Annotated in this window: 21 protein-coding genes; 10 read left to right on the forward strand and 11 right to left on the reverse strand. The window is 60.0% G+C overall.

Annotation, left to right across the window (positions count from 1 at the left end; all coding sequences use genetic code 11):
* Positions 1-40: 40 nt before the first annotated feature.
* Positions 41-2,023 carry an ATP-binding cassette domain-containing protein gene (locus J7399_RS02155; protein WP_209083883.1) on the forward strand — a complete coding sequence of 661 codons (1,983 nt, stop codon included), beginning with the start codon at positions 41-43 and terminating at the stop codon, positions 2,021-2,023.
* The gene (locus J7399_RS02160) at positions 2,004-3,233 is read left to right on the forward strand and encodes a hypothetical protein (protein WP_209083884.1); all 1,230 of its coding nucleotides are present in this window, start codon (positions 2,004-2,006) and stop codon (positions 3,231-3,233) included. The genes J7399_RS02155 and J7399_RS02160 overlap by 20 nt, the downstream gene beginning before the upstream one ends.
* Before the next feature lie 201 nt (positions 3,234-3,434).
* On the opposite strand, the gene J7399_RS02165 is transcribed toward J7399_RS02160, so the two are convergent.
* The 5 genes from J7399_RS02165 to J7399_RS02185 form a co-directional block, all read right to left on the reverse strand.
* Positions 3,435-4,751: a DUF3131 domain-containing protein gene (locus J7399_RS02165; RefSeq protein WP_209083885.1), complete on the reverse strand. Its 1,317-nt coding sequence runs from the start codon at positions 4,749-4,751 to the stop codon at positions 3,435-3,437.
* Positions 4,726-6,552 (reverse strand): cellulose synthase catalytic subunit, encoded by a 1,827-nt coding sequence (locus tag J7399_RS02170; protein WP_209083886.1) that lies wholly within the window; start codon positions 6,550-6,552, stop codon positions 4,726-4,728. The genes J7399_RS02165 and J7399_RS02170 overlap by 26 nt, the downstream gene beginning before the upstream one ends.
* A gap of 79 nt (positions 6,553-6,631) precedes the next feature.
* Positions 6,632-7,444 (reverse strand): hypothetical protein, encoded by an 813-nt coding sequence (locus J7399_RS02175; RefSeq protein WP_209083887.1) that lies wholly within the window; start codon positions 7,442-7,444, stop codon positions 6,632-6,634.
* Positions 7,444-8,955, reverse strand: coding sequence for a sugar phosphate nucleotidyltransferase (locus J7399_RS02180; RefSeq protein ID WP_209083888.1), 1,512 nt, complete (start codon positions 8,953-8,955; stop codon positions 7,444-7,446). The genes J7399_RS02175 and J7399_RS02180 overlap by 1 nt, the downstream gene beginning before the upstream one ends.
* 14 nt (positions 8,956-8,969) lie before the next feature.
* Positions 8,970-10,109, reverse strand: a complete 1,140-nt coding sequence (locus J7399_RS02185) for an acyltransferase (RefSeq protein WP_209083889.1) — start codon at positions 10,107-10,109, stop codon at positions 8,970-8,972.
* A 156-nt stretch (positions 10,110-10,265) separates the two neighbouring features.
* Between J7399_RS02185 and J7399_RS02190 the strand changes: the two genes are divergently transcribed.
* Both J7399_RS02190 and J7399_RS02195 read left to right on the forward strand, forming a co-directional pair.
* A complete protein-coding gene (locus J7399_RS02190; protein ID WP_209083890.1) occupies positions 10,266-10,790 on the forward strand; it encodes an OmpA family protein in 525 nt (174 codons plus the stop codon).
* A 434-nt stretch (positions 10,791-11,224) separates the two neighbouring features.
* Complete coding sequence (locus J7399_RS02195) at positions 11,225-11,974, forward strand: family 16 glycosylhydrolase (RefSeq protein ID WP_209083891.1); 750 nt, start codon at positions 11,225-11,227, stop codon at positions 11,972-11,974.
* A 282-nt stretch (positions 11,975-12,256) separates the two neighbouring features.
* Here J7399_RS02195 and J7399_RS02200 read toward each other — a convergent pair whose 3' ends face one another.
* Together J7399_RS02200 and J7399_RS02205 are read right to left on the reverse strand one after the other, a co-directional pair.
* The gene (locus J7399_RS02200; protein ID WP_209083893.1) at positions 12,257-14,035 is read right to left on the reverse strand and encodes a methyl-accepting chemotaxis protein; all 1,779 of its coding nucleotides are present in this window, start codon (positions 14,033-14,035) and stop codon (positions 12,257-12,259) included.
* 252 nt (positions 14,036-14,287) lie between these two features.
* Entirely contained in the window at positions 14,288-14,893 is a 606-nt protein-coding gene (locus tag J7399_RS02205; RefSeq protein ID WP_209083894.1) for a nicotinate-nucleotide adenylyltransferase, read from the reverse strand.
* 138 nt (positions 14,894-15,031) lie between these two features.
* Between J7399_RS02205 and J7399_RS02210 the strand changes: the two genes are divergently transcribed.
* From J7399_RS02210 to ettA, 3 genes are all read left to right on the forward strand, one after another.
* Entirely contained in the window at positions 15,032-15,433 is a 402-nt protein-coding gene (locus J7399_RS02210; RefSeq protein WP_209083895.1) for a hypothetical protein, read from the forward strand.
* Between the two features lie 112 nt (positions 15,434-15,545).
* Complete coding sequence (locus J7399_RS02215) at positions 15,546-16,925, forward strand: P-loop NTPase fold protein (RefSeq protein WP_209083896.1); 1,380 nt, start codon at positions 15,546-15,548, stop codon at positions 16,923-16,925.
* 73 nt (positions 16,926-16,998) lie between these two features.
* The gene (gene ettA / locus J7399_RS02220; protein WP_209083897.1) at positions 16,999-18,666 is read left to right on the forward strand and encodes an energy-dependent translational throttle protein EttA; all 1,668 of its coding nucleotides are present in this window, start codon (positions 16,999-17,001) and stop codon (positions 18,664-18,666) included.
* 168 nt (positions 18,667-18,834) lie between these two features.
* Here the strand turns inward: ettA and J7399_RS02225 are convergent, their stop codons facing one another.
* Positions 18,835-19,314, reverse strand: a complete 480-nt coding sequence (locus J7399_RS02225; protein ID WP_209083898.1) for a transposase — start codon at positions 19,312-19,314, stop codon at positions 18,835-18,837.
* A gap of 189 nt (positions 19,315-19,503) precedes the next feature.
* On the opposite strand from J7399_RS02225, the gene J7399_RS02230 reads away from it, so the two are divergent.
* Both J7399_RS02230 and J7399_RS02235 read left to right on the forward strand, forming a co-directional pair.
* On the forward strand, positions 19,504-19,923 hold the full coding sequence (locus tag J7399_RS02230) for a hypothetical protein (protein ID WP_209083899.1): 420 nt from the start codon (positions 19,504-19,506) through the stop codon (positions 19,921-19,923).
* Between the two features lie 116 nt (positions 19,924-20,039).
* Positions 20,040-20,255, forward strand: a complete 216-nt coding sequence (locus J7399_RS02235) for a hypothetical protein (protein ID WP_209061097.1) — start codon at positions 20,040-20,042, stop codon at positions 20,253-20,255.
* Positions 20,256-20,267: 12 nt separating this feature from the next.
* On the opposite strand, the gene J7399_RS02240 is transcribed toward J7399_RS02235, so the two are convergent.
* Together J7399_RS02240 and J7399_RS02245 are read right to left on the reverse strand one after the other, a co-directional pair.
* Positions 20,268-20,711: a BrnA antitoxin family protein gene (locus J7399_RS02240; RefSeq protein WP_209083900.1), complete on the reverse strand. Its 444-nt coding sequence runs from the start codon at positions 20,709-20,711 to the stop codon at positions 20,268-20,270.
* A gap of 121 nt (positions 20,712-20,832) precedes the next feature.
* A complete protein-coding gene (locus tag J7399_RS02245) occupies positions 20,833-21,240 on the reverse strand; it encodes an acyl-CoA thioesterase (RefSeq protein WP_209077916.1) in 408 nt (135 codons plus the stop codon).
* 83 nt (positions 21,241-21,323) lie between these two features.
* On the opposite strand from J7399_RS02245, the gene J7399_RS02250 reads away from it, so the two are divergent.
* Positions 21,324-22,481 carry a geranylgeranyl reductase family protein gene (locus J7399_RS02250; RefSeq protein WP_209083902.1) on the forward strand — a complete coding sequence of 386 codons (1,158 nt, stop codon included), beginning with the start codon at positions 21,324-21,326 and terminating at the stop codon, positions 22,479-22,481.
* A 56-nt stretch (positions 22,482-22,537) separates the two neighbouring features.
* Here J7399_RS02250 and J7399_RS02255 read toward each other — a convergent pair whose 3' ends face one another.
* Positions 22,538-23,527, reverse strand: a complete 990-nt coding sequence (locus tag J7399_RS02255; RefSeq protein ID WP_209083904.1) for an ABC transporter substrate-binding protein — start codon at positions 23,525-23,527, stop codon at positions 22,538-22,540.
* Positions 23,528-23,536 lie beyond the last annotated feature (9 nt).

The following is a 23,536-nucleotide window of genomic DNA, read 5'->3' on the forward strand; positions in this document are numbered from 1 at the left end:
CGCGCTAAAACAAAGGCGTGTTGTGAAGGTTTCCTTGGTTATGTCCGATATGTCTCCCCCTCAAAACGCTCTGGAAGCGTCCAGACGGTCTGCTGGCCCCACCGATGCGCAGCCGGTGCCTTTTCAGGATCGCGCCACCCCGATGTGGGCCACGGCGATCTCCATCCTGTTTTCTCTGGGCAGCGGCCTGTGTTTGCTCTCGGTCGCGATTTTTGTGGTGTTCTTTTATGAGCAGGTTGCGTTGAACGGGCAGACACTTCTGGCGGCCCTGCTGGCCGTGGGGGCTGTCGTGCCACTTTTGGGGATGATCATCTTTGAAGTGGGCCACAATCGCGCCTTGGCCGGATACCGCTATATGCGGCTGCGCCATGCGGTGACCGGGCGGGCGGTTGTCGGGCTGTTTGCCTGTGCCATCTTTGCTGTATTCTCCCCCTATTTGGCGGTGCCTTTTGTGCTCACTGCCGCGCTCAGCTGGCTGTTCTGCGGGGTCGTTGCGCAAAAAATGCGCTCTGAGCCGATGTGGGAATTTCTGCCGCAGGAGGCCGTCGCCTTTCTGTCCGGGCGCGATCAGCGCGCGGTTGATCTCGCCAATGCCGCGCGGGGAGACAGCGCCTTTCTGGACGCCACACAAAGCGCGCTCGCGTTGTGCGGCCTGATCGGTGGCTTTGCCATGGCCTCCTGGCTTGTGGCCCAAGATGTGCTCAACGTCGCGGCCATCGCCACCATCGCCCTCGTAACCTGCTGGTCAGCCGACGCTTTCACCGCCTTCTTCCGCCAGATATCCCGCGCCGATCCGGAGTTGCAGCACCGTGCGGCCGAGGTGCGCCAACTGCCTGCGCCGTATTCCGCAGACGCTGAAGGAGACGACACAGCGTTGATCGTCAGCCATCTCTCTGTGCGCACGCCGGACGGCACGCCCCTTTTGTCCGATGCCTCTTTCCGCGCAGAGCCGGGCACGATCATCGGCCTGTCTGGGGACAGTTTTTCCGGCAAATCCCTGCTGCTGCGCGCCCTGCATGCCCCCCATGATCTTGATGGGCTTTTGGTGGAAGGCCACGTCGCGTTGCAGGGCGCAGAGCTTTGGACGCGTCATGCCGAAGCCCGCGCCCTATCCTCTGCCTTGGTGGGGCCAATGCCGCTTTCGGTGCCTGGCGGCGGCGCCAACAATCTCAGCTGCTTTATCGGCGATTTGCAGTTGCAGCGCGCGCGAAAAGCACTGCAAAATCTGGTCTTCACCGCCGATACTGTGGATCGCATCCAAAACGCCAGCGACGTCACGCAGCTTTCTTGCACCGAACAAAAAGCGCTGGCACTTGCGCGCGCACTGGCGCTGCGGCCCAGCCTCTATCTACTCGACCGCCCCGAAGACGGCGCCAGCGAAAGCCTGTTGGTGGCCTTGGGACAGCGCCTCAAATCTGATGCACGTCTGGGCCACATCACGCTGATGATCACCGAAAACCGGCAATTGCTGGAACAATGTGACCAACTCTTGATGATGCAAAACGGGCGGATCATCGAATTTGCCGCCACCTCAGACATCCGCGAAAGGCAGGCCTCCGGTTGGCACCGCTTTGTCACCCCGCGCAGCCTTGAAAGCGAAGAGGCGCTGGATGGCTGGATCTGCAGCCATTTCCGCCGCGAGGGGGACGAGGCCAACCGCCGCGCTGTCTGTATGGTGGCCAATGAAATGCTCAGTCTGGCCTGCCAATCCGGGATTGAGACACAAACAGAGGCAGACAGCTTATCCTTTGAATTCAAGCATTTTGTCGGCAAATGCCAGATCCGGATGATCGACAGCCGCCTCGCGCTTTCTTCTGGTGCGATCCAGAAAGCCAAAACCGCCGCAGACACCTCGGTGGACGGGGAGCGCCTGTCCCCGCTGGCCAAGATCATGCGCGACTCGCTTGATGTGGAAAGCAGCGCCTCTGATGGCGGCGGCATCCTGCTTGTGGCGATCAAAACCTATGATCCACGACTGCTGTCCTCTCGCAAGGTGAGCCATGATGCGCCCCGTCAGCGTTGATCTCAAACCGCCGCGCCGTTTTCACCGGATGCCGCTGGTCTGGCTGGGCTGGGCCACGGCCTCTTGCGCCCTGCTCGGGGTCAGTGCCTGGTCCCTCTCCCAGCACATCACCATCACGCCAACACAGCGCTACTCCGGCACCTTTGTCAGCCAGGCGCGCACGCTCCCCGTGGTGCTGCCCGCGGGCGCCGTCCTGCAATCCGTACTGGCCCAAGATGGCGATGACGTCTCCAAAGGGCAGAAACTTGCCCGGTATGATCGGGACGCAATGGTCCAGCATAGCATAGAGCTCTCAAATCAACTGGCCCTGAACCGGCAGCACCGCTGGTGCTTGCTTCAGGAAAATACCGGCACGCCCGCCTCCGAAGCACCCGCCAATTCCACCGATGCGCTTTCAGCGGAGGCTGATCTTCCCCTGGATCTGCGTAAGGAAAGCAACTTGGCGCGGTGTCACAACACCCATCGCCTCAACCGGCTGACCCGTGACAAGCTGCAACAGCGCCGCGATAGCCTGCGCCGCAAAAGTGCCTTAGCCGTGCAGGAGCTGCTGGCCCGCGCAGCCCTGGCCAAACCGTCGGCACAGAGCGTGCTCAAACTGCGCGCCGCGATTGAGAAAGAAGCGCTTGAGGCCTCCATTCGTGAATTGGAGTTTGATCTGGCCCTCCTGCAGGAAACCCAAAGAAAAACTGTTTTAAATGAGGTGCAGCGCCTGGAACAGGACGCGCTGACAATCGAGGCGGAGCTGACCGCGCTGTCCGCCCTTATCGACGCGCCTTGGCTAATTTCCCCTGGCACCGGCCAGCTTCTGCGTCTGCGACAGCTGTCACCGGAAACGGCCTCAGACACCGCGCTGACGCTCGCGCAAATTCACCAGCCGCAAAACAAGGTGTTTCATGCGGCAATCACGCTCCCGGAAGAACAGGCTGCTCAGTTGAAAGCGGGCGACCACCTGCCCGTCCGTCTGCTGGACATGGGGAAACTCCAGGCGCAGATATCAGGTCAGATCAAGCAGATCACGCCCGCGAAAGACGCCGCAACGCTGGCACAGGTGGAGCTGGAACTGCGCCCGCAGGAAACCGACCACTTGCTTCAAAGCACATTGGAAGATCTGCCCGCTGGCACCCATGCCGCGATCGAGGTGACAGTGCCAGAGCGCTCATTCACTGACATTCTGTCTGGATCGGCAAAGACAATCCTTCAGAGTTTCTGACGGGCAGGAGCAAAAGCCACAGCAAACCTCTGATCACCGTAGCACAGCTCGAGAGATCACGCCTGCGTGCCAACCGCCTTCACACCAGCTATATCTTGCGCCGCGCAAAGCTGCGCCCCCCCCGCTATGTGGGTATGCTCCCCCTCAAGTCGGGGCCTTTTGTCAGCCTAGACGCCAACCATAGCCCCCCACCCGCTGCCATCAGCGCAGCAGGGGGCCTTTGTGCTTATAGTGAAGCGCTTCCAGAACCACCGCATTGGTGTTCAGCGTCAAAGCAGTGTTGACGCGCCCATCAGCCTCATATCGGCCCGCCATCCAGCCCGTTGGCCCGGCCAGATCCGACAACTCTTCCCGCAGGTTCTCCGTGTAAGCCGTGCCATAAAGCGCATCCCAGCCAATGGTCGCCTTCAGGCTCACGGTGCGCAGATCGTCATGCAGGCTGCCGTCTTCTGCAACCACGGCCCAATCCTGCCCGTTGCCATAAACCGCGCCATAAAGAAAATGTGGTTCCTGATCGATGTGATCTTCTGACACCATCGTCGCCGCCCCTGTCTGCGCATGGCGCGCTTCCTGAGCGGCATAGACCCGACTCGCCAGCAGGCGTGATTCACTGTTCAGCCCGACCTCGAACGCTTGCAAAAGATAGGGTTCACTCAGAACCGGTGTGATCGCGCCAAAGCTGGTTGCGCGCCGCCTGTCCGCCGCAACCTCCACCCCGCTGACCGTTTCCCAGGCCAGGATCGGGCGGGCTGTGCTGGCTTCAAGCACATCCAACCCCCAAAGCGCCGCGGCGCGCGCGCCATATTGCTCATAACCGATGCGCCCCTCCTGCGTGTATTGCGTCACCCCATCTTCGCGGGTGGCGCCCCAAAGCCGCCCATCAACCGTCATCGCGCTCAAATCCCATTGCGCCAGCAGCGCCCGAATGCGCGGTCCATAGGACGGCTCGCTGATTTCAAACACCCGCAGGGCCATCAACATGCGCGCCACATCCAGCGCCGACCAACCGACGCCCTCCGCCACCGGGGTATTGGCGTAATCCACCATCACCAGGCTGCGCGTGTCATACGCCTTGTTGGGCAAACGGCCCTCAAATAGCGGCAATCGCTCAAGCCCCGCCATCAAGGCCTCGCTGCGCGTCAGGAAATCCTGCCGTGACAGCAGCCCAAGCCCCTCTGCCGCCATCAACGCCAGCAAATGGGACCCCTGATCCCACATCGTCGCATTGGGGTGGCCGTCAACCGCATCGACAAATCCGGTTTCTGCACGGAAATTGGCTTGGAAATACCGCCAGGCGGTTTCAGCATCCTGCCAATCCTGTGCGGTCAACCCGCGGGCCGGCTGCGGCACATGGCGCAGCTCCTCGGACAGTGTGGCGAGCGTGTTTTGACGCATCACCTGCCCCCAGCCATCGGTCCCAACCGCAAGCCCCGCCGTGGCCAAGAGCCCGACCACAAAGGCCCAGCTCATGCGGTTGGAATTGCGGGTCTTCTCAGGTTGCAAGCTGACATGCGCCATGGGCGGCCTCCGGTTCTGTCTGCGTTTCTTCGGTGTGGCGCGCCGCTGGCGGGGTCCACCAGGCCATCGGCACCAGCCGCGCAATCAGCGTCATATTGACCCCAAGCCAAAACAGGTTGACCCACAAGAGCGGCGCGCTAAAGTCCGTGTGACCAAGCGCGGTGCGCACAATACCAACAGCAGCGGCCACGCTCATAAGAGCAAGCAGCACGAGATGGGGCAAAACATGCCGCAGCCCGCCGCCAACAAGCGGCAATTTGGGTGTAGGTGCAAATCGCGGCTTTTGCCCGCGCAGCACGCAAATAAACGCATGCCAATGCACAGGCAGCGCGGCAACGCCAAGCACCCGCCCGGGCCCGACAGGGTACCCTTTGCAGGCCGCCAGCATCGCGAGCTCCCCCAGCACCACCGCGGGCAGGAAATGCATAAAAAAGTCCAGCGAATAAGCTTTCACCGGCGTCACAGCTGTGGTCAGGGAAACCACTGGTGCAAGCAGGAGTACCGGCGCCCAGAGGACATTGAGATAGGACCAAAAGGTCGCACCGTAGTGCAGCTTCTGACGCCAGCTCAGGCCACGCCGAAAAATCGGGTTGTCATGCGCCGCTATGTCAAATGTGCCGCCCGCATATTTCAGGCGCTGCGCGGCCCAGGCAGTCAAGCTCATGGGCGACAACATCCGCGCCTCAACCTGCGGGTGGTAAACGCTTTTCCATCCCGCCGCCGCATCCTCATGCAGCAGGATCGATGTATAAAGATCCTCTGACACGTGAAACCGGTATGGCTGCAATGGCAGCGCGCGCAGGCAGGTCGCCACGGGCTGCGTCAAACGAGTTTGCAACCGCCCCACCGCAGCCGATTTGCGCTTTATCGCCCCGGCAAACACCGCTTCGCGCCGGTGGATTGAGGCCGCCCCACAACAAAATGCGGCGTTGTTCCGGTTGCGCCGGCGTTGAATGACGTCAAAAAACACGGTGGGATCTGCGAGGAAAGGGTCTGCCCCAATCCGGCCGCGCCCGGTGAGCCAGGTCAGCACAGCTGCGGCCAGCCTGACCAAGCGATGTGCAGGGGTGCCTCCGATGTGCCTGACAATCCAGTCAGACCAGCTCTCCCCCGGCGGCACATCATAAAACCAGTGGGGCGTCTGCACCCAGGCGATCTGCGGATCAGAAAAATAGCCCAGCGTGTTTTGAAGAAAGGTCGGCAACAGCCGCGTATCCGCATCGCAGATGACCACAAAGTCGCCCGACGTCCGCAGCAGCCCATTGCGCAGATTGCCAGCTTTGAAACCCAGGTTTTCGCTTCGCGCAAAATGCCCGATGCCGTGATGCTTGGCCAATTGCGCCATGTCCGCGCGATCCCCATCGTCCAGCAACCAGATCTGCACGCGCATATCCTCGGGCGCGATAACCGCCTTTGCATCCGATATCGATGGGGCCACAACGGCCACATCCTCATCATAGGTCGTGATAAAGATATCGACGCTTTGCGGCGCGGAAGCACCTGATGCCGCCTCAAACGCTGCGCTATCATAGGGCCTAGCGAGCGTGTCCCCTTCGTCCCAAAAATCAAAATAAAACATAAGGGTTCCCAGAAAAAACAGTGTTTCGGCCCCGACCACCAGCACTGAGAACCCCAGCGCATCCGCGTTCAAAGACGCGCTCCAGCGCCACTGCAGATAATAGGCTCCGGCGGCGACAGCGCAGCCTGCCAAAAAATGCCAGATCGCGCGCTGGCGGGCGGACATCGGGGCAAACACTGGCGGTTTGCGCGTCTCATAAGCTGTGAAATACGGGCGCGTCATCAGGGCCTTACACCTTCACTTGGATCATTTTTTGTGGCACAAGCGACTGTATACCGCTTTGCACATCGTCTCTTGGGGCTCAGCGGCCATTGACCTTCTGATGGTCGCGCACAAAGGCCTCTGCCACGCGCAAAATGGCATCCCGTTCATTGCCGCTGTGATCACGCGCGGAGGAGCCTGTGGAAAAGGACCAGACGCCAGCCGCCACCTTGATGCGCGGATCGCGGGTCAGCAGAACATCCTGAGAAAGGGAGGCAAACACCGAGTATTGGTAGTCACACAGGTCCTCCGGATCAGAAAACGAGAAATAGAGGTTCAGTGTGGGCTGCCCGTCCAGCGAAGGAAGCGCGTCTTTGTCGACCACCTCTATCCCCGCGGCCTGCAGCTTGCGCACAAACGTCTTATGCAGCGACGGCCCGAAATCTGACGAAAACCCGGGGGGGGCTTTCAGCCCGGTCAAATCAAGATGCAGCGCGTCAACGCCGCGCAAAACCTCGCCCTTCTCAGATTTGGGCAAGGCCATGGGATCAAATCCAAGCGCCGCCTCGATCTTATTTTTGCGACATATGTTGGGGGCTTCTGCGTGATCTTTTGGCAGCTCGGCAGCTTTGTGCAGGCCACCTTGCAATCCGAACAACCGGTAAATGAAGCCGGTGTTGTTGGTGGTCAGGGGGCGGCTGGAATAGCTTTTGAGTTCAACGCATTGCGCACCGTCCGGACAATGGCGTCCGGCAAATTTGACCCGCTCCCACAACAGCCAGAACCGATCCTGCGTAAGCGCGGGATTGGGCGCACCTAGGCCTGTCTGCGCGCTGGCGGGCTGCGCAAATGCGCCCCACAAGAGACAGCTGAGCACTGCGGCGCGTAGGATCGAACCGAACCACAGTCTCATCACAAGCTCCCGACACGCGGCAAGCCGACAGGGGCTTGCGCGACTTCGGCGTGGGTAACCCCTTCCATCGGCGCGGCGCTTGTTGTGCCGCCATCTGCAAAGCGGTGGTCGATGGCCCAATCCGCCGAAACAATCACGTCGCTGAGCCAGGTCCCCGGAGCGACGGCTGTGTTCGGCATCAGGATCGAGCGCTGCACCAGCGCACGGGGCGCGACCCTGGCGCCCGCGCCGACCACCGTGGGCCCGTCAAGTTTCGCGCCTGCCGACACCTTTGCACCGGGGCCGATATAACAAGGCCCCACCACCACGGCGCGCGCAGAGAGCTCCGCCCCCGGCGCCAGCCAGACATGTCGCCGCACCTCTTGAGCCTCAGGAGAGACGCCCGCGATCAAGCCGCGCAACGCTTTGGAAAGCGCGGCGAAATAGTCCTTGGGGCAGCCGATATCGACCCAGTCAAATGGGGCCTCATACACCTGCAGCGCTGTACCCGACTTCAAGATTTTCGGCAAAAGATGCTGCGCGATATCAAGCCCCTGCATAGACGCATCAGGTAAGGTAAAACGGGAGCTGAGATGGCGCAGCGCACTGGGTTTCATGACATAGATGCCAGTGCTTGCCAGCCGCGATTGCGTTTGTTCCGGCGCAGGCTTTTCCACAAAATGCGTGATGCGCCCGCGCCCATCCGCTTCAATGATCCCGTATTTCTGCACCTCTTCATGCGGCACAAACTTGGCCGCCACCGTGACCTCCGCTCCACTGGCGCGGTGCTGCGCCATCATCTCTGCAAGATCAATATTGATGAGCGCATCCCCGCAGAAAACAAAGAAATCCTCTTCAAAAGCAGCGCATTGCGCCTGCAACGCCAAAAGCGTGCCGGCAGAGCCCAAGGGCGCAGGCTGCCAGCGCTGATTGACAAACTGCCCTTCGTTAAAAAACTGGATGCTGCGGTGGGCGGTGGTTTTGAAACGGGTGTGAAACTGCGGCCCCAGATGACCCGGGTTGAGTATGAAATCCCGCAGGCCAAAGCTTTCCAAATGCCGCATCACATGTTCAATCACCGGCTGCCCAAGCAGGTCCACCAGCGGTTTTGGCGTGTCATGTGAAATCGGCGCCATCCGGCTGCCAGCGCCCGCAACAAGCAGCACCGATTTGACACCGGCCAATTGGCAGGCACGAAACGCGGGATGGGCCAAGACCTCCTTGCGCGTGTCAAACAGGCTCAGAAGTGGCGCAATGCCAAGCTTGTTGATCTCGGCTTTCACCGCGGGTTGCGCGCCGAAAAAGGCAATGCTGCCGTTGGATTTGGCCGCGCTCTGAAACTCCAAGAGCGCTGCGAGGCCAGAGACAGCGGCCCGGCGCACCCCGCTCAGATCCACCAGATGGGCAAAACGCCCGCGCTCTTCCGCCGCCATCTGTGCCTTTCGCAGGGCGGCAAAATCGGCCGAGGTCAAACGGCTTGTGGCCACTTTCATCACGGAAATCATGCCAAGGTCTTCGCTTGTGGTGAGCATGTTTGCCTCCTTGATCAAATCGGTTGTGAGCGCGCAGCACGCGAGATTTGGGGAAATCGACCCAGACCAATGGTCCATCCCAGCCATCGGGAGCGGCCAAGCAGCCAGACAAACCCAAGAGTCATCGGCAAGGTCCACAGGAATTCCAACCCGATCAACGCGATGGGTGGCAGGTGGCTGTCTTTCAATGCGACTTCTGCGATGTCGAGAAAGATCGGGTGACACAGGTAGATGCCAAAGGTGTATTTCGCGACATTGGAGATCCAGCCTGGCCAAGCCCTGTGCCCCAGGCACATACAGATAAACAACAGCGCAATCGGCATCAGATAGTCGGCCCAAAAGCCCGGCGCATAGGCAAAATCCCATTGCCCCGTGGCGATCACATCGGAAATTGCCACCAGTTTGAACGTAAAAAGCCCCGGAGCAAAAAGCAGCACCGGCCCAAGCCACCCCTCGCGCTCAGGCGCTTCGGACCGCCGCCAGAGCCCCAAAATCGCGGCCGCCGCAAGCCCATAGCCGGTATAGGTCGCCACTTTGGCCAGTCGCACGACGTAAGGCAGGATGTCCGCACCCCAGAACATCTTGAAGATCACCGGGTCAAGCACCTGTTTCATCAATAGAAACACCACTGCGAACAGGCCAAAAATTGGTGCTTTCTCGGCCGCGCGGTAGGCTGGGTAAAACAGCAAAAGCGCAAACAGCGTTGGGATGAAATGCATGTGATACTTCACATTGCCGAGCAGCAGAAAACCAACCCAGCTTTGCCAGGCCGCAAGCTCCGCCCATTCGGGCGAAAAATACCCCAGCGCGTCAGCTTTGATCAGCCCAAAAAACGCAAAGAACACAGTCCAGAAAACGAACGGCACCAGCAACCTACGCGCCTGTTCCTTTATGGTGGCACCATAGCCGCGCGGACGGCGCTCAAGCGCCATCAACAGCAGGAAGATCGAGATCATCAGAAAAAGCTCTGTGCGCGCCGTATAGAGCACCGCACGGATCAACATCGGCGCCACCCGTTCTGACGGCGTCGCATCCGGAAACGGCTGCCCATGGGCATCCGCTGTGACATGTAATCCAACCATTGAAAGCCCGGCAAAGAGACGCATCGCGTCAATCCACGTGTGCCGGTTGGCCAATTGACCTTCTGCAACCATGCAGCGCACCCATACAAACAAACAACAGGGTCCATACTGCCCAAGAGGCGTGAACAAAACATAAACATATGTAATTTCAGCGCGCGCGGCACCTATTTCGAGGATTTACAAAAATTCAACGACTTGGCGGGACAATTTATTCAAGGAGTGCTCGTTATGCGGTTGTTTGGTTATGTCTGCCTGTTGGCGGCGATTGGGTTTTGCTCACCTGTTCTGGCGATGAGTGAGTCAGAGATTTGCGCACAAATCATGCGGGAATATGGTGTGCGAGCGGATCAATGCGCCGATGCGCCCGATGCGCAGCCGCAGCGCGTTGTAACAACAGAGCTGTCAGCGGACATTCTTGAGAGCCATATTTTCTTTGCAAAGGGTGGCACCGCGCTGGATGGTGACGCCCGCCTGCAATTGGCCGCCTTGGCCGCGGTCCTCAATGCGGCGCCGATGCAAACCGCCTGTCTGCGCCTGATCGGCCATTCTGACACCAGCGGCGGCGCAAACGCCAATCAGACCTTGGCCCTCAAACGCGCAGAGGTGGTGGCCGCGTCCCTTAGAGCCTCCATGGCGGATGGCAACCGGATCAAAGAGGTCATTTCAATGGGGGAAAGCCAACCGCTGGACAGCCTTCCGGGGAGTTCCCCTCTGAACCGGCGCGTGGAAATCCGTGCCAAAACATGCCCCTAGGGCGCATGCAGGTGGGTCAAACGTTTCACCCGTGATATTCCCCTGCCCTTGCTCGCTGTCGCCATAGGCAGCGCGAGGTAGCTCACCCCCAATTTGACCACCAGAAAGCTGACACGGCAACCACAGCCACGGACTTAAACCTTCGGCTGCGATCGCACACGCTGCGCGACCGCGTCTTTGATCTGCCACCCCTCAAATTAACCATAATTATCAATTCCCCTTGCCGAGCACCGGCACCCCCTCGGATATACTAAGGTTAATGATTATTAACCTTAATGCGCGGTGGAGACGGGGTGCAGATCTGGGGGCAACTGTATGAGTGGTTCAAAGCCGCACCGCATCTCAGCGGCGCATATGCTGCCTCATCGAACCTCGCGCCTCCTCTGCAGGCTCGCAGGGCCAGATGCTCGCCTGTTTCGCTTAGTGCCTTGCTGATGTCGCTGGCCTCCACCTCGCTAAACGCCGCTGAGCCACTGGGCGTCATAGCCAAAGGGTTTCAGGCCCGCTTTGAGGCCGCCGCGCCGCCCGACTGGCAAGTGGCGCACTATGCCTTTTCACATCCGATGTTTGACACCGATTGGTCCCGCGCGAATGTCGCCTTTGACAAAGGGCTTCACCTGATGCTGACGCCGCAAGTAGCCCGCGAAAACCGCTTTTCCGGCGGCTCCATCCGCCACAAAACCCTCAGCCACTACGGGCGCTATGAGGCCACCATCCGGCCAGCCAAGGGCGACGGTGTCGTGACCGGTTTCTTCACCTACACCGGCCCCTACTACGGCGCGCGCCACGACGAAATCGACATCGAATTTCTAGGAAAGGACACCACAACCATCAATCTCGCGTGGTTTGTGGACGGCCAACTCCATGACCGCAAAGTGCCACTGGGCTTTGATGCGGCGGAGCGCGCAGCGCGCTATGCCTTTGAGTGGCATCCAGACCGGTTGCGGTGGTTCGCGGGGAATCATCTGTTGCTGGAGGTCACCGCAGAGGAGGCCCCGCTGCCGCAGGTCGCTGGCTACCTTTTTGCAAATCTCTGGGCTGTCGACAAAAGCCTGAAAGATTGGGCCGGTGAGGCGAAGGCGCACACCACGGCGTCCGCCTTTGTGACCGGCATCCGGTTTATCCCTCTGGCACAGATGCCCAGCGCTCACACAGGCCGCAGCAACCTCAAAGCCATGCGCTAAACCCTTTTAAAAGGGCGCTTTTCCGTAAAGCACGTGGGTGAGGTCAAACCCCCAACCAACTGGTCGCACTCAGCACGACCACAGACAGCAGAACCAATGCAAAGAAGTGTTGAACTGACTTACTCATGACGTCGCTCCCATCCCCTTGGGGCCAAAAGACTCTCGCGAATCCAGGCTACCATAAGAGTCGTCCAGAGAGGTTAATTTGTTTGAAATTGTCTGCAATGAGCAAAAAAAGACCGGAACACATGGGCGCGTTCCGGTCTTTGATTTTTGGGACGATCAGGCGGACTGGCGGAAGCTCAGGTCGCTCTCATCTTCGTCCCAATCGTCCGTTTCAGACGCGTCCTGCTGCGCCTCAAGCGACGACGGGCGGAAGCTCGCAACCAGCTCGGCCAATTCCCCGGCCGCCGCCTGCAGCGCCCGGCCCTGCGCACTGGAACGCTCCACAAGGCTGGCGTTCTGCTGGGTCACCCGATCCAGATCCATCACACCGGAGTTGATCTCGGTGATCGCGGTGGACTGATCGCGCGAGCCTTCGGCAATCTGCACCGCCAGTTTGCTCACGTCCTCGATCTTCTTGATGATCTCTTCAATCGCCTTACCGGCCGCATCCACGAGATCCACGCCAACCTGCACCTTGTCGGTGGAGTTGTCGATCAGCTCCTTGATTTCATTCGCACTTGTGGCCGAGCGCAGCGCCAATGAGCGCACCTCGGAGGCCACAACCGCAAAGCCACGGCCGCTGTCGCCAGCACGCGCTGCCTCCACGCCGGCGTTCAACGCCAGAAGGTTGGTCTGGAAGGAGATGTCTTCGATCACGCGGTTGATTTCAGAGATCTTGCCTGCGGAATCCTCGATGTCCTGCATCGCGCCAACCGCACGTTTCACAATATCCCCGCCGCGCAGCGCTTCGGCCTTCGTGGCATGCACCGTGGCCTCAACCGATTTGGTCTGGTTGGTGGCATTCTGCACGCTCTCGGTGATCTGACTGATCGCCGCCGCGGTTTCCTCAAGCGTCGCCGCCTGGCTCTCCGTGCGTTTGGAGAGGTTGTGCGTGCCCTCCGCCATCGAGCCGGTCTCTTCCTCGATCTGGGAGATCGTTGCCAGAACCCGGCCAATCACATCATCCAGCGCTTCCGCGGTTTTGTTGAAATCCGCGCGCAGCATTTCATAATCTTCGCCAACTTCCGCCGTGATCCGGTGGCTCAGCAGGCCCTGCGCCAGATGGTTCAGACCATCCGCCAGCTCGCCAACCACCTCGGTCTGCTCCCGTGCGGTGTTGCGGGATTGCTCTTCCAGGGTCTTGTTCGCCTTGATGGTCTGCACAAATTCCACCACCGCGCGCGCCAAACGGCCCAGCTCATCTTTGCGCCAATCACTGGGCACCTCGCCCTCGGTATCGCCTTCCCGCAGGCTGTCGATGCGCTCGATGATGCCACCCAGCGGCAAGGTCACACTGGCTGCGATGATGTAAACGATAAAGGCCATCACCAGCACCATGGCGAGCCCCACAACCAGCGACTGCATGTAGAGCTGATTCACAACGGCCACGACTCGGCTTTGGTCAAAGCCCATCACCATTTCACCCACCAGCGTGCCATCGCTGTGGTGCACCGGGAATTTGATGTATTCAACGTCCCCAACAGACAGGCGGGCGCTTTCTGCTTCCAGCGCCAGAACCTCGGCAACGCCCTCGTCCCAGCCGGAAGTGTCCGCCCCGTCCAAGGCGACCTCCGCAAAGATCTCACCATCGACAAAGACTTTGGCAAACATCGCATCTTCGATCTCAACGATGCCCGCGATTGCGCCTTCCGCGCCATCGGTGTTGAAATCCCAAACTGCCGCAGCCACAGGTGGCGCAACAAAGGTCTGCGCCATCACCACTTCGCTTTCAAACGCGTGCTGCAAGGTGCTGGTTTGCAAATTCATCCACCACACGGTGGAGCTGGTGAAGAAAACCACGATACAGCCGACAATGGGCAGCAGCAGCCGCCCCATGATCGAAAATCCCAAGAAACGGTCGAGCAGACGCGTCAGAAAGTTTACCAAATAGGCCATTGCCTCGATCCGCTAAGCGGCCCCCAGTTTGCCTCTGCCAGAGAGGTCATTGCCATAGTCTCAGGGGGGCATCTGTGCCTTTTTGGCGGGTGAGTGACCGCACTCATCTGCGCGCCACGGCGCTTTTGCGCACCAAGGGATCAGACGGTTTTGAGCACAAGACAGCCCTGTCCTGTTGCGCTCACCGTAGGAAAGTTGCGTTAACAGTTGCTTACAGGCGCTCGGGCAGAAAGATGAGTTTTGAACTAACGCCTAAGCCTCTGGCCAAGCACCATTTTTGCGCAGTTCAGTGGAGCTGATCGCGCGCATCGGCACATTGGCAAAGCCCCAGGCCGGCGCCGCTGAACGACTCAACAGCCGGTTTTCACGCGGCTTCAGGCGCGCCTTGCGAAACACCTGCGCCGCCTTGGCAGTGCGCGCTTCAATCCGGTCTCCGGGCCGCGCCAGCACGCCCACCGGCACCCGCGCCATGATCTCCTGCCAGTCTTTCCAGCGATGAAACTGCGCCAGATTATCCGCGCCCATCAGCCAGACAAACTGCGCCTGCGGCACGGCCTGCTGCAATCTCGCAATGGTTTCAGCTGTGTAGCGCGTGCCCGCCTGCGTCTCAAAATCACTCACAAGCACCCGCGGATGCTGCATCAGCGCCCGCGCCGCCAGCAAACGCCGCCCAAGCCCCGCCGGGCCGCGCGCCTTCAAGGGGTTTCCCGGGCTCACCAGCCACCAAACCTGATCCAGCCCAAAGCGTTTCATCGCCTCCAGCGTGATATGCACATGCCCCGCATGCGGCGGATCAAACGATCCCCCCAGCAGGCCAATGCGCTGGCCGCGCGCGACATATGGCAATCCGTAAGGCACCCCGCCTCCTGACCTTTTCCCGCCCCGGCTGTCAAGCCCGCCCGGCGCACCCGCGCGCCCCTGTCGCCTCCGTGAAGCGCCCCGTATTGCGCTGGCCGCGCACAGCCTCTAACGTCGGCGAAAAAACTGAGGCACAGCATGACACCCAAAGCCGCCCTAGCCGCGCTCACCCTTCTGGCCGCCGCCCCCCCGGCGCTGGCGCAGGACAAGAAATTTGTGGGCTACACGATCACCACGCAGTCACCAGACGTGCGCGGCGTGATGCTGCATGAGGGCTACAGCGTGAAACAGGTGATCGCCTTTGTTCAAAAAAGCTGTGGCGGCAAGATCGGCCCCTTTGCGCTGGCCACCAAGACCCACCGCAAGAGCGGCTTTACCCTGAAAAACTTCCGCACCACCTGCCCCGCAGGCCCCGCCGCCCGTTTTGACGGCACAGAGCGCCTCTCCGTTGAGCACGAACGCCTGCCCGACGGCCGCACGCTGACCGAGTATTTTTACGTGAGCGGTGGCGAGAGCAAACGGCTGGTGGAGTTTGAGTAGAGGCCGCTGTGCCAGAGCGTCGCCCTAAAAACCTGAACAGCCTACGCGGATAGCGCTGGACAATTGGGAAATTCAAACGCACGTATAAGGCGATTACCCCAAGGATTTCCCCATGGCGCGCCTCTACATTCCCGAACCAAAGATCGACCTCTACAAAGACGGCTTTAAAGGGCACGATAAGCTTGGCCGCGAAGCAACCGGAGAAAAACTTTCCGATCTTGTCGAGCGCATAGACGACCCGCTGGTCATCGCGCTGGACGGTGCGTGGGGTTCCGGCAAATCGGTGTTCCTGAAATGCTGGGTCGGCGAGCATCTTAAGCATCATGGTGACAAAACACAGACAGTCTACTTCGATGCGTTTCAGCACGACTATTTGGACGATCCACTGATTGCATTGACCAGCGCAATCTCGGAGCGCATCGAACGTGACCCAGAAAGCAAATCCGCAAAAGCATGGCGCATCGCAAAGAACGCCGCGCCCTTTTTAGGCAAAGCCGCGCTCCGGCTCGGCACCGCTGCACTTGTGGGCAAGGCAATCTCTTTGACCGGAGACGAAGATGGCGCTCTCAATGACATTGGCGACAAGCTCTCAGAGGAAGGCGGCGACATCGCCAAATCGCTGGATGACTTTTGGAAAAAAGAAGACGGCAAACGCGCCGCAATGGAAGCTTTCCGGAGCGCGCTTGTCCAGCTTACTGCCCCAGATGAGCAAGGATCGCCAGCTCAAAAGCTGGTCATCGTCATCGACGAATTAGACCGCTGTCGCCCCGACTACGCACTCTCGGTATTGGAAACAGTCAAGCATTTCTTCAATGTGGATGGGGTCCACTTTGTGCTGGGGACCAACTTGAAGGAACTCGCGAATAGCGTCAAAGCGCGGCACGGCACTGAAAACAATGCCGAGAGATACCTCCAGAAATTCTATTCTATCCGCCTCCAACTTCCAAAATTGACCTCTGTTTCAGACGCAAACAGCGCGCCGCGATATTATGAGGAAGTCGTCAGTCAACTTGGGCAGGATCGGGATTGGATACACGACCGCATCGTTCTGCTCATCAGGAATATGCCCGCGGAGAGCATGCCCACTCCTAGAGACTTAGAACGCATCGGCGCACTTGCGAATTGTGTTATAGATAGCTCCACCTTGAGGCATGAACACCAATACATGGCCCTTGCAATACTAATTGTGCTTTCAATAATCGACCCAAAGCTCCAAGATGCACTCCTTCTGGGGGTGGCTGAAAAGAGGGCAGTCCAACGCATATTCGGTTACGATGACCGTAGTTGGCGATCTTTGCCTTCGAATGACCCTGCTAGCTGGGTGTTTTGGGTAATAGAGCTGTCGCAAGACCCAGACAAAGATATTGACAGTGAAGCGCATATATTCATGCAGAGTTTTGCACTAGATAACAACAACAAACACATGCGACGCAATTTACTTCCAGAGATCTTTGAAAATTGCCTCTCTGGCTTCTCGCTCCCGGATCTCTAACCTCCATTGCCCCCGCCCCCGCCCTCCGCTATCACACGCTCTAACGAGATTTTGGCGAACGGAGTCGGCTCCCATGGCATCTTATCAATATGTCTACCACATGCAGGGTGTGTCCAAGACCTACCCCGGTGGTAAAAAGTGTTTTGAAAACATCCACCTGTCCTTCCTTCCGGGCGTGAAAATCGGTGTGGTCGGCGTCAACGGCGCCGGTAAATCCACCCTGATGAAGATCATGGCGGGTCTCGACAAAGACTTCACCGGTGAGGCGTGGTCCGCCGAGGGTGCCAAAGTGGGCTATCTGCCACAGGAGCCGCAGCTGGATGAAAGCCTGACCGTGCGTGAAAACGTCATGCTGGGTGTGAAGGAAAAGAAAGACAAGGTTGATCGGTTCAACGCCATCGCCATCGAAATGGCGGAGAACTACACCGACGAGCTGATGGAGGAAATGACCGTCCTTCAGGACGCCATCGACAGCGAAAACCTCTGGGATCTGGACAGCCAGGTTGACATCTCCATGGAGGCCCTGCGCTGCCCGCCCGATGACGCCAATATCGCCGACCTCTCCGGTGGTGAGAAACGCCGTGTCGCGCTCTGCAAACTGCTGCTCGAAGCGCCCGACATGCTGCTCTTGGACGAACCAACCAACCACCTCGATGCGGAAACCATCGCCTGGCTGCAGCAGCACCTGATCGACTACAAAGGCACCATCCTCTGCGTCACCCACGACCGCTACTTCCTGGATGACATCACCGGCTGGATCCTCGAGCTCGACCGCGGCCGCGGCATCCCTTACGAAGGCAACTACTCCGCGTGGCTGGAGCAGAAAGCCAAACGTCTGGAGCAGGAAGCCCGCGAAGACAAATCCAAGCAGAAAACGCTTGAGCGCGAACTTGAGTGGATGCGTCAGGGCCAGAAAGCCCGTCAGGCCAAATCCAAAGCGCGTATCGCCGCCTATAACGATCTGGCCAGCCAGTCTGAGCGCGAGAAAATCACCCGCGCGCAGATCGTCATTCCAAACGGCCCGCGCCTTGGCTCCAAGGTCATCGAGGTCAACGGGCTGTCCAAGCACTTTGGCGACAAGCAGCTCATTGAAAACCTCGAATTCTCCCTGCCGCCGGGCGGCATTGTTGGCGTGATCGGCCCCAACGGCGCCGGTAAATCCACGCTCTTCAAGATGCTCACCGGTCAGGAACAGCCTGACGAGGGCACCGTGGAATATGGCGACACCGTCAAGCTCAGCTATGTGGACCAGTCCCGCGATGATCTGAACGACAAAGACACCGTTTGGGAAGCCATCTCCGGCGGCGCCGAGATCATCGAGCTGGGCGACGCGCAGGTCAACTCCCGCGCCTATTGCTCCTCGTTCAACTTCAAGGGCGGCGATCAGCAGAAACCGCTGAACCTGCTGTCCGGTGGTGAGCGCAACCGCGTGCACATGGCGCGTCTTTTGAAAGAAGGCGGCAACGTGCTGCTGCTCGACGAACCCACCAACGATCTGGACGTCGAAACCCTCCGCGCGCTCGAAGACGCACTTGTGGATTTCGCCGGCTGCGCCGTGGTCATCTCCCACGACCGCTTCTTCCTCGACCGGATCTGTACCCACATCTTGGCCTTTGAAGGCGACGCTCATGTGGAATGGTTCGAAGGCAACTTCGAGGACTACGAAGAAGACAAAAAACGCCGCCTCGGTCCAGACGCCCTGGAACCCAAGCGCCTGAAGCACAAGAAATTCACGCGCTAACGCGCGTTCGCGTTTCCTTTAAAATCAAAACACCCGCGCCCCCGCGCGGGTGTTTTCGTTCGCCCCCACGGGCAATCCCCGTAGGGTGTGCAGTCTCTGCGCACCACCGCCCCAACGTCCTCTGCGCCCCCAACACCTCACAACAAAGGTGCGCGGCGACCGCGCACCCTACCCCCACCGCCCACATGCAATCTCTCGATGCACCGACGAAAACGGCCACTCTTCGGCCCGCGCCACAACCCCATGTTTCACCGGGTTCAGATGGCAATAGCGCACCGCAGCGGCATAGCTCTCTTCATCCCGCACATGATGCTCCCAGAACCGCCGCTGCCACACCCCGCGCTCCCGGCGCGCGATATGGCTTGGGCGTAGCCTGCCTTTGGGCACATGTCGTGAAAACCGCGCTTTGATCACCCGCCACCGCGTTGCGTAGTCGCTGTCCCCCGGCGGCAAAGTCCAGACCGCATGCATGTGGTCGGGCAAAACCACCCAGGCATCAATGTAAAACAGCCGCTCAGACCGCGTGCGCCGCACCGCGTCGCGCAAGGCCTCAACATGGCGCACCAACAGGTCGCCACCACGTTGGGCGATATTCACCGTAAAGAAAATCGTCGCGCCCGGAACCCTGGGCCGTACATAACAAGACATCCCATAAGTCTGCCCAATCTTGGTTAACCAAACCCTACTTACGAATATCGCCCGTAGGGTGCGCACTCGCTGCGCACCACCCGCGTGCAACCACAAACACACCCCATCACGCCCCCGCCATCCCTCTGTAACAACCCTTCCCCGCATCCCCGCGCATCCCCATCTCCTATCCAACATCGGAGACACACCATGCGCCACCTGATCCCTGCCCTCGCCGCCGCCCTCCTCATGGCCGTGCTCATCCTCGTCGATGTGGCCCGCCCGCTCGGCGCCCATCCGTGGTGGAGCCAGCAGACCCTGCTGATCGGCGCGCCCCTTGGTCTCTTGCTGGCCACACTGGCGGGCCTACGCCTCAACACACTCCCGCTGTCCATCGCTTTCCTGCTCGCCACAGCGCTTGCCTTTGGGGCGGCAAAATACGGTCAGCTCCAGTTTGCGGCCTCTTATGCCGAAGACCAGCTTGCCGGCCAGCTCTGGCATTTTGGCTGGATCGCCACCGGCCTTTTTAGCGCCGCAACCCTGACCGCAGCCGCCGCCACTCTGATCGACACCTGGGCTGCAACAATCCGCTCATCCGCCAACCCATTGCGTAAAATAAGGAAAATCTGACGTTCCCAAAACTTGGGCAAATTTGCGCCGACCGGAAAAATCAAAGCCCTTGCCAGGCCCTACTTCCGCCCTATTTAACCGACACAATGACGAGGCACACCGTGATAGGACACCCCATGGCACTCGCAGTTTTCATCCCCGGAAGTATCGCAGGTTTCATTATTGGCCTGATCCAGGTGTTTGTGCTGGGAGCCGGTGTCTGGACGGGGATCGCCACCTATTTCGGCTTCTCTCTGGGCTTTCCGCTGGCGGTGTTTGCCCTGACCTATCTGGCCTGCGCCCTGCGCCGCTCCGAAGACGAACGCGAAGAGATCACGCTGCACAAAGCCTGATCTCGCCACCACTCACGGCGCGTTCGTTTCGGCCTCACCTGACTGCGGCCCCAGCAGCAAGCCCTGCGCCGCCTCTGCACGGCCGCTTTGCTCGTCCATCGCCGCATCGATATGCAGCTCTTCGGCGATCTTCATCTGCGCCCAGGTCGCCAGAAGTCGATTGATGCGCGCCTGATAGCCTTTGCCCATCGCCCGATAGAACCGCGCCACGGATTTATCGAGGTACAGCGTCACCTTCTCCTTGCGCTCCTGCACCTCCAGATCCTGCTCCAGATGATGCCACGCCTCCGGCACCGCTTCCCGCAGCGCTGAGGTGACCCAGCTTTCCGTGGTCAGCATCAAGAGGTTCCGCCCCAATGCCGCCCGCGCCTGTCGCTGTGCCTTGGTGCCTTTGATCACCGCGTTCTGGGCGGCGCGGCGGCTGGGCCGATGTGGCGGGCGGATCTCTTCTGACATGGCGCTCTCCTTTGCGCCCATGTCAGCGCCAAGCCTTTAACGCGCGGCCAATCCACCGCGCGCCGCCCGTTGCCACCCGCCTTCAGGCGGAAAATGCCCATCTCTTAAACTGAAGCGCCGCTCAGGCACCCGGCCAAGGCGTCTCCTCCTCAGGCACCGGCCGCGGATTGCCATCCTCGTCAATCGCCACATAGGTAAAGACCGCCTCGGTCACCTTTTCCGAAATCCCCTGCCGGTGGCGCACCGCCCAGGCTTCGATCTTGATCGCCATAGAGCTGCGCCCAACCCGCTCGACCCAGGCCCAGACACAGAGGATATCCCCCACCCCGACCGGCCGGATAAATTTCATCGCATCCACCGCCACCGTGGTCACACGGCCCTTGGCGCGCTGCGCCGCGATGATCCCGCTCGCGATGTCCATCTGGCTTAACACCCAGCCGCCAAAGATGTCCCCGTTCACATTCACATCCGCCGGCATCGCCAGCACCCGCAATGTCGCTTCGCCTGCGGGCTGTTTCTCTTCGGTCATGGCTGGTCCTTTCACTTGCTGCGCCACCGTATCCGTCTGGCCTCGGAGGGAAAAGCTGATAGAAGCAAACCGAGGGATAAAGCATGACAGAGTTTGACATCATCATCATTGGTGCCGGTCCGGCAGGCAGTGCGGCGGCCGCTTGGGCTGCCGGACAAGGCTTGCGGGTGGCCTTGGTGGACAAGTCGCGTTTTCCACGCAGCAAACTCTGTGGCGGCCTCTTCACAGAGCGCAGCCGCAGCTATTTCCGCGAGATTTTCGGGCAAGACCCTGACCTGTCCCAAGCGGTCACCCGCCACAACTGCGCGCTTTGGTATCAGGGCGCAGAGCTGGCCAAGCTCGAAGACATCCCGCCCCTGCATCTGACCATGAGGTTGGACATTGACGCGCAGATGTTTGGCCATGCGCTGGCCGCGGGCGCAGAGGATTTCACCGGCCGTCCTGTGGCGACGCTCACCGACAGCTCCGTGACCTTCCGCGATGGCGACACGCTCACCTGCCGCGTGCTGATCGGCGCGGATGGGGTCAGCTCGATTGTCGCCAAACACCTCTTTGGCGCAGCATTTGACACCAAAACCATCGGCTTTGGGCTTGAAATCGAGGCTCCGCTGGCGCTGCAAGACCCGCAAACCCAGCCCCTGCGCATTGATTTTGCCGCCGCCCAATGGGGCTATGGCTGGTCCTTCCCCAAACAGGGTTCCACCACCGTGGGCATTGGCGGCCTGAGGGCTGAGAACCCGGATATGAAGGCGCAGATGGCCGCCTATCTCACCACCTTGAGCTTGCCGACTGATGCCGCGAAGGTCAAAGGCCACCACCTGCCTTTTGGCGATTTCCGCCCCCACCCCGGGCGCGCCTCTGTGCTGCTGGCCGGAGACGCAGCCGGGCTGGTGGATCCGATCACCGGTGAGGGCATCGCTTTCGCCATGAAAAGCGGCCAACTCGCCGCACAGGCAGCTTGCGACGCTCTTGCGGCACAGGCACCGGAGACTGCGCTGGCTCGCTATCAAAAAGCGCTCAAGGACATGCACCGCAACCTGCGCATCGCCCGTGCCCTGCGCCATGTGATCTTTGGCCCGCGCTGGCAGAAGACACTGATGGCCAGCTTCCGCCGCTCCGGCACCATGCGGATGATGTATATGCAGCTGCTGGCCGGTCAGGTGGAATACCCCGAGCTCGCCCGTCGTCTGCTGCTGCGTCTGCCGAAATACCTGCTTACGGCTCTACGCCCCAGCCGCTAAACGCAAAAAAGGCCGGGTTTCCCCGGCCTTCCTCATTCACAACGCCCTGAAATCAATCACTTCAGCGCTTTGTCGGTGATGGAGTGGGTCCATGCGCCTTCTGGGGTCGCAGTGATCACCGGATCAGAGCCACCGGACATCAGGCTTGCCACCGTGCGCTCATAATCTGCCGGATCAAGTGCGCCGTTGGAACCAGCGGTCAGCTTGGCAATCTCGCCCATCATCCGCACCTGATGCTCTTCGGTCTGTGCACCGGTTTCGTCATACTCCAGCACGATCATCGCCGCGTCTTCAGGATTCTCCTCGGCCCACTTCCAGCCCTTCATGGACGCGCGCACAAAACGCACCATCTTGTCCTCAAAGGCCGGATCGGCGAGGTTTTCTTCCAGCGCATAAAGCCCGTCTTCCAGCGTCGCCACACCCTGATCTTCGTATTTGAAGGTGGTCAGATCGTCCGGGGTCAGACCCGCATCAATCACCTGCCAGTATTCGTTGTAGGTCATGGTGGACACACAGGCCGCCTGACCGTTCAGGATCGGATCCACGTTAAAGCCCTGCTTGAGCACTTCCACACCGGCGTCGCCGCCATCGGTGCTCAGTTCCAGCTGCGACATCCAGCTCAGGAAGGGGAACTCGTTGCCAAAGAACCAAACGCCCAGCGTCTTGCCGGCAAAGTCATCGGTGGTCGCCACACCCGCATCCTTGCGGCAGGTCAGCATCATGCCTGAGGATTTGAACGGCTGCGCGATGTTCACCATCGGCAGGCCTTTTTCACGGGCCGCCAGCGCCGCAGGCATCCACTCCACGGTCACGTCCGCGCCGCCACCGGCCAGCACCTGTGTCGGCGCAATATCCGGGCCACCGGGTTTGATGGTCACATTCAGATCTTCTTCAGAATAGAAACCATTTTCCAGCGCCACGTAGTAGCCCGCAAACTGCGCCTGGGTCACCCATTTCAGCTGAAGGGTCACATCATCTGCCGCCAGTGCAGCGCTCCCTAGCAGGGAAAAGGCCGCAGCCGTGAGAGAGGAAGTTGAGAGTTTCATGCAAGTTTC

This window comes from Shimia sp. R9_1 (assembly GCF_017743775.1).
Lineage (GTDB): Bacteria > Pseudomonadota > Alphaproteobacteria > Rhodobacterales > Rhodobacteraceae > Shimia.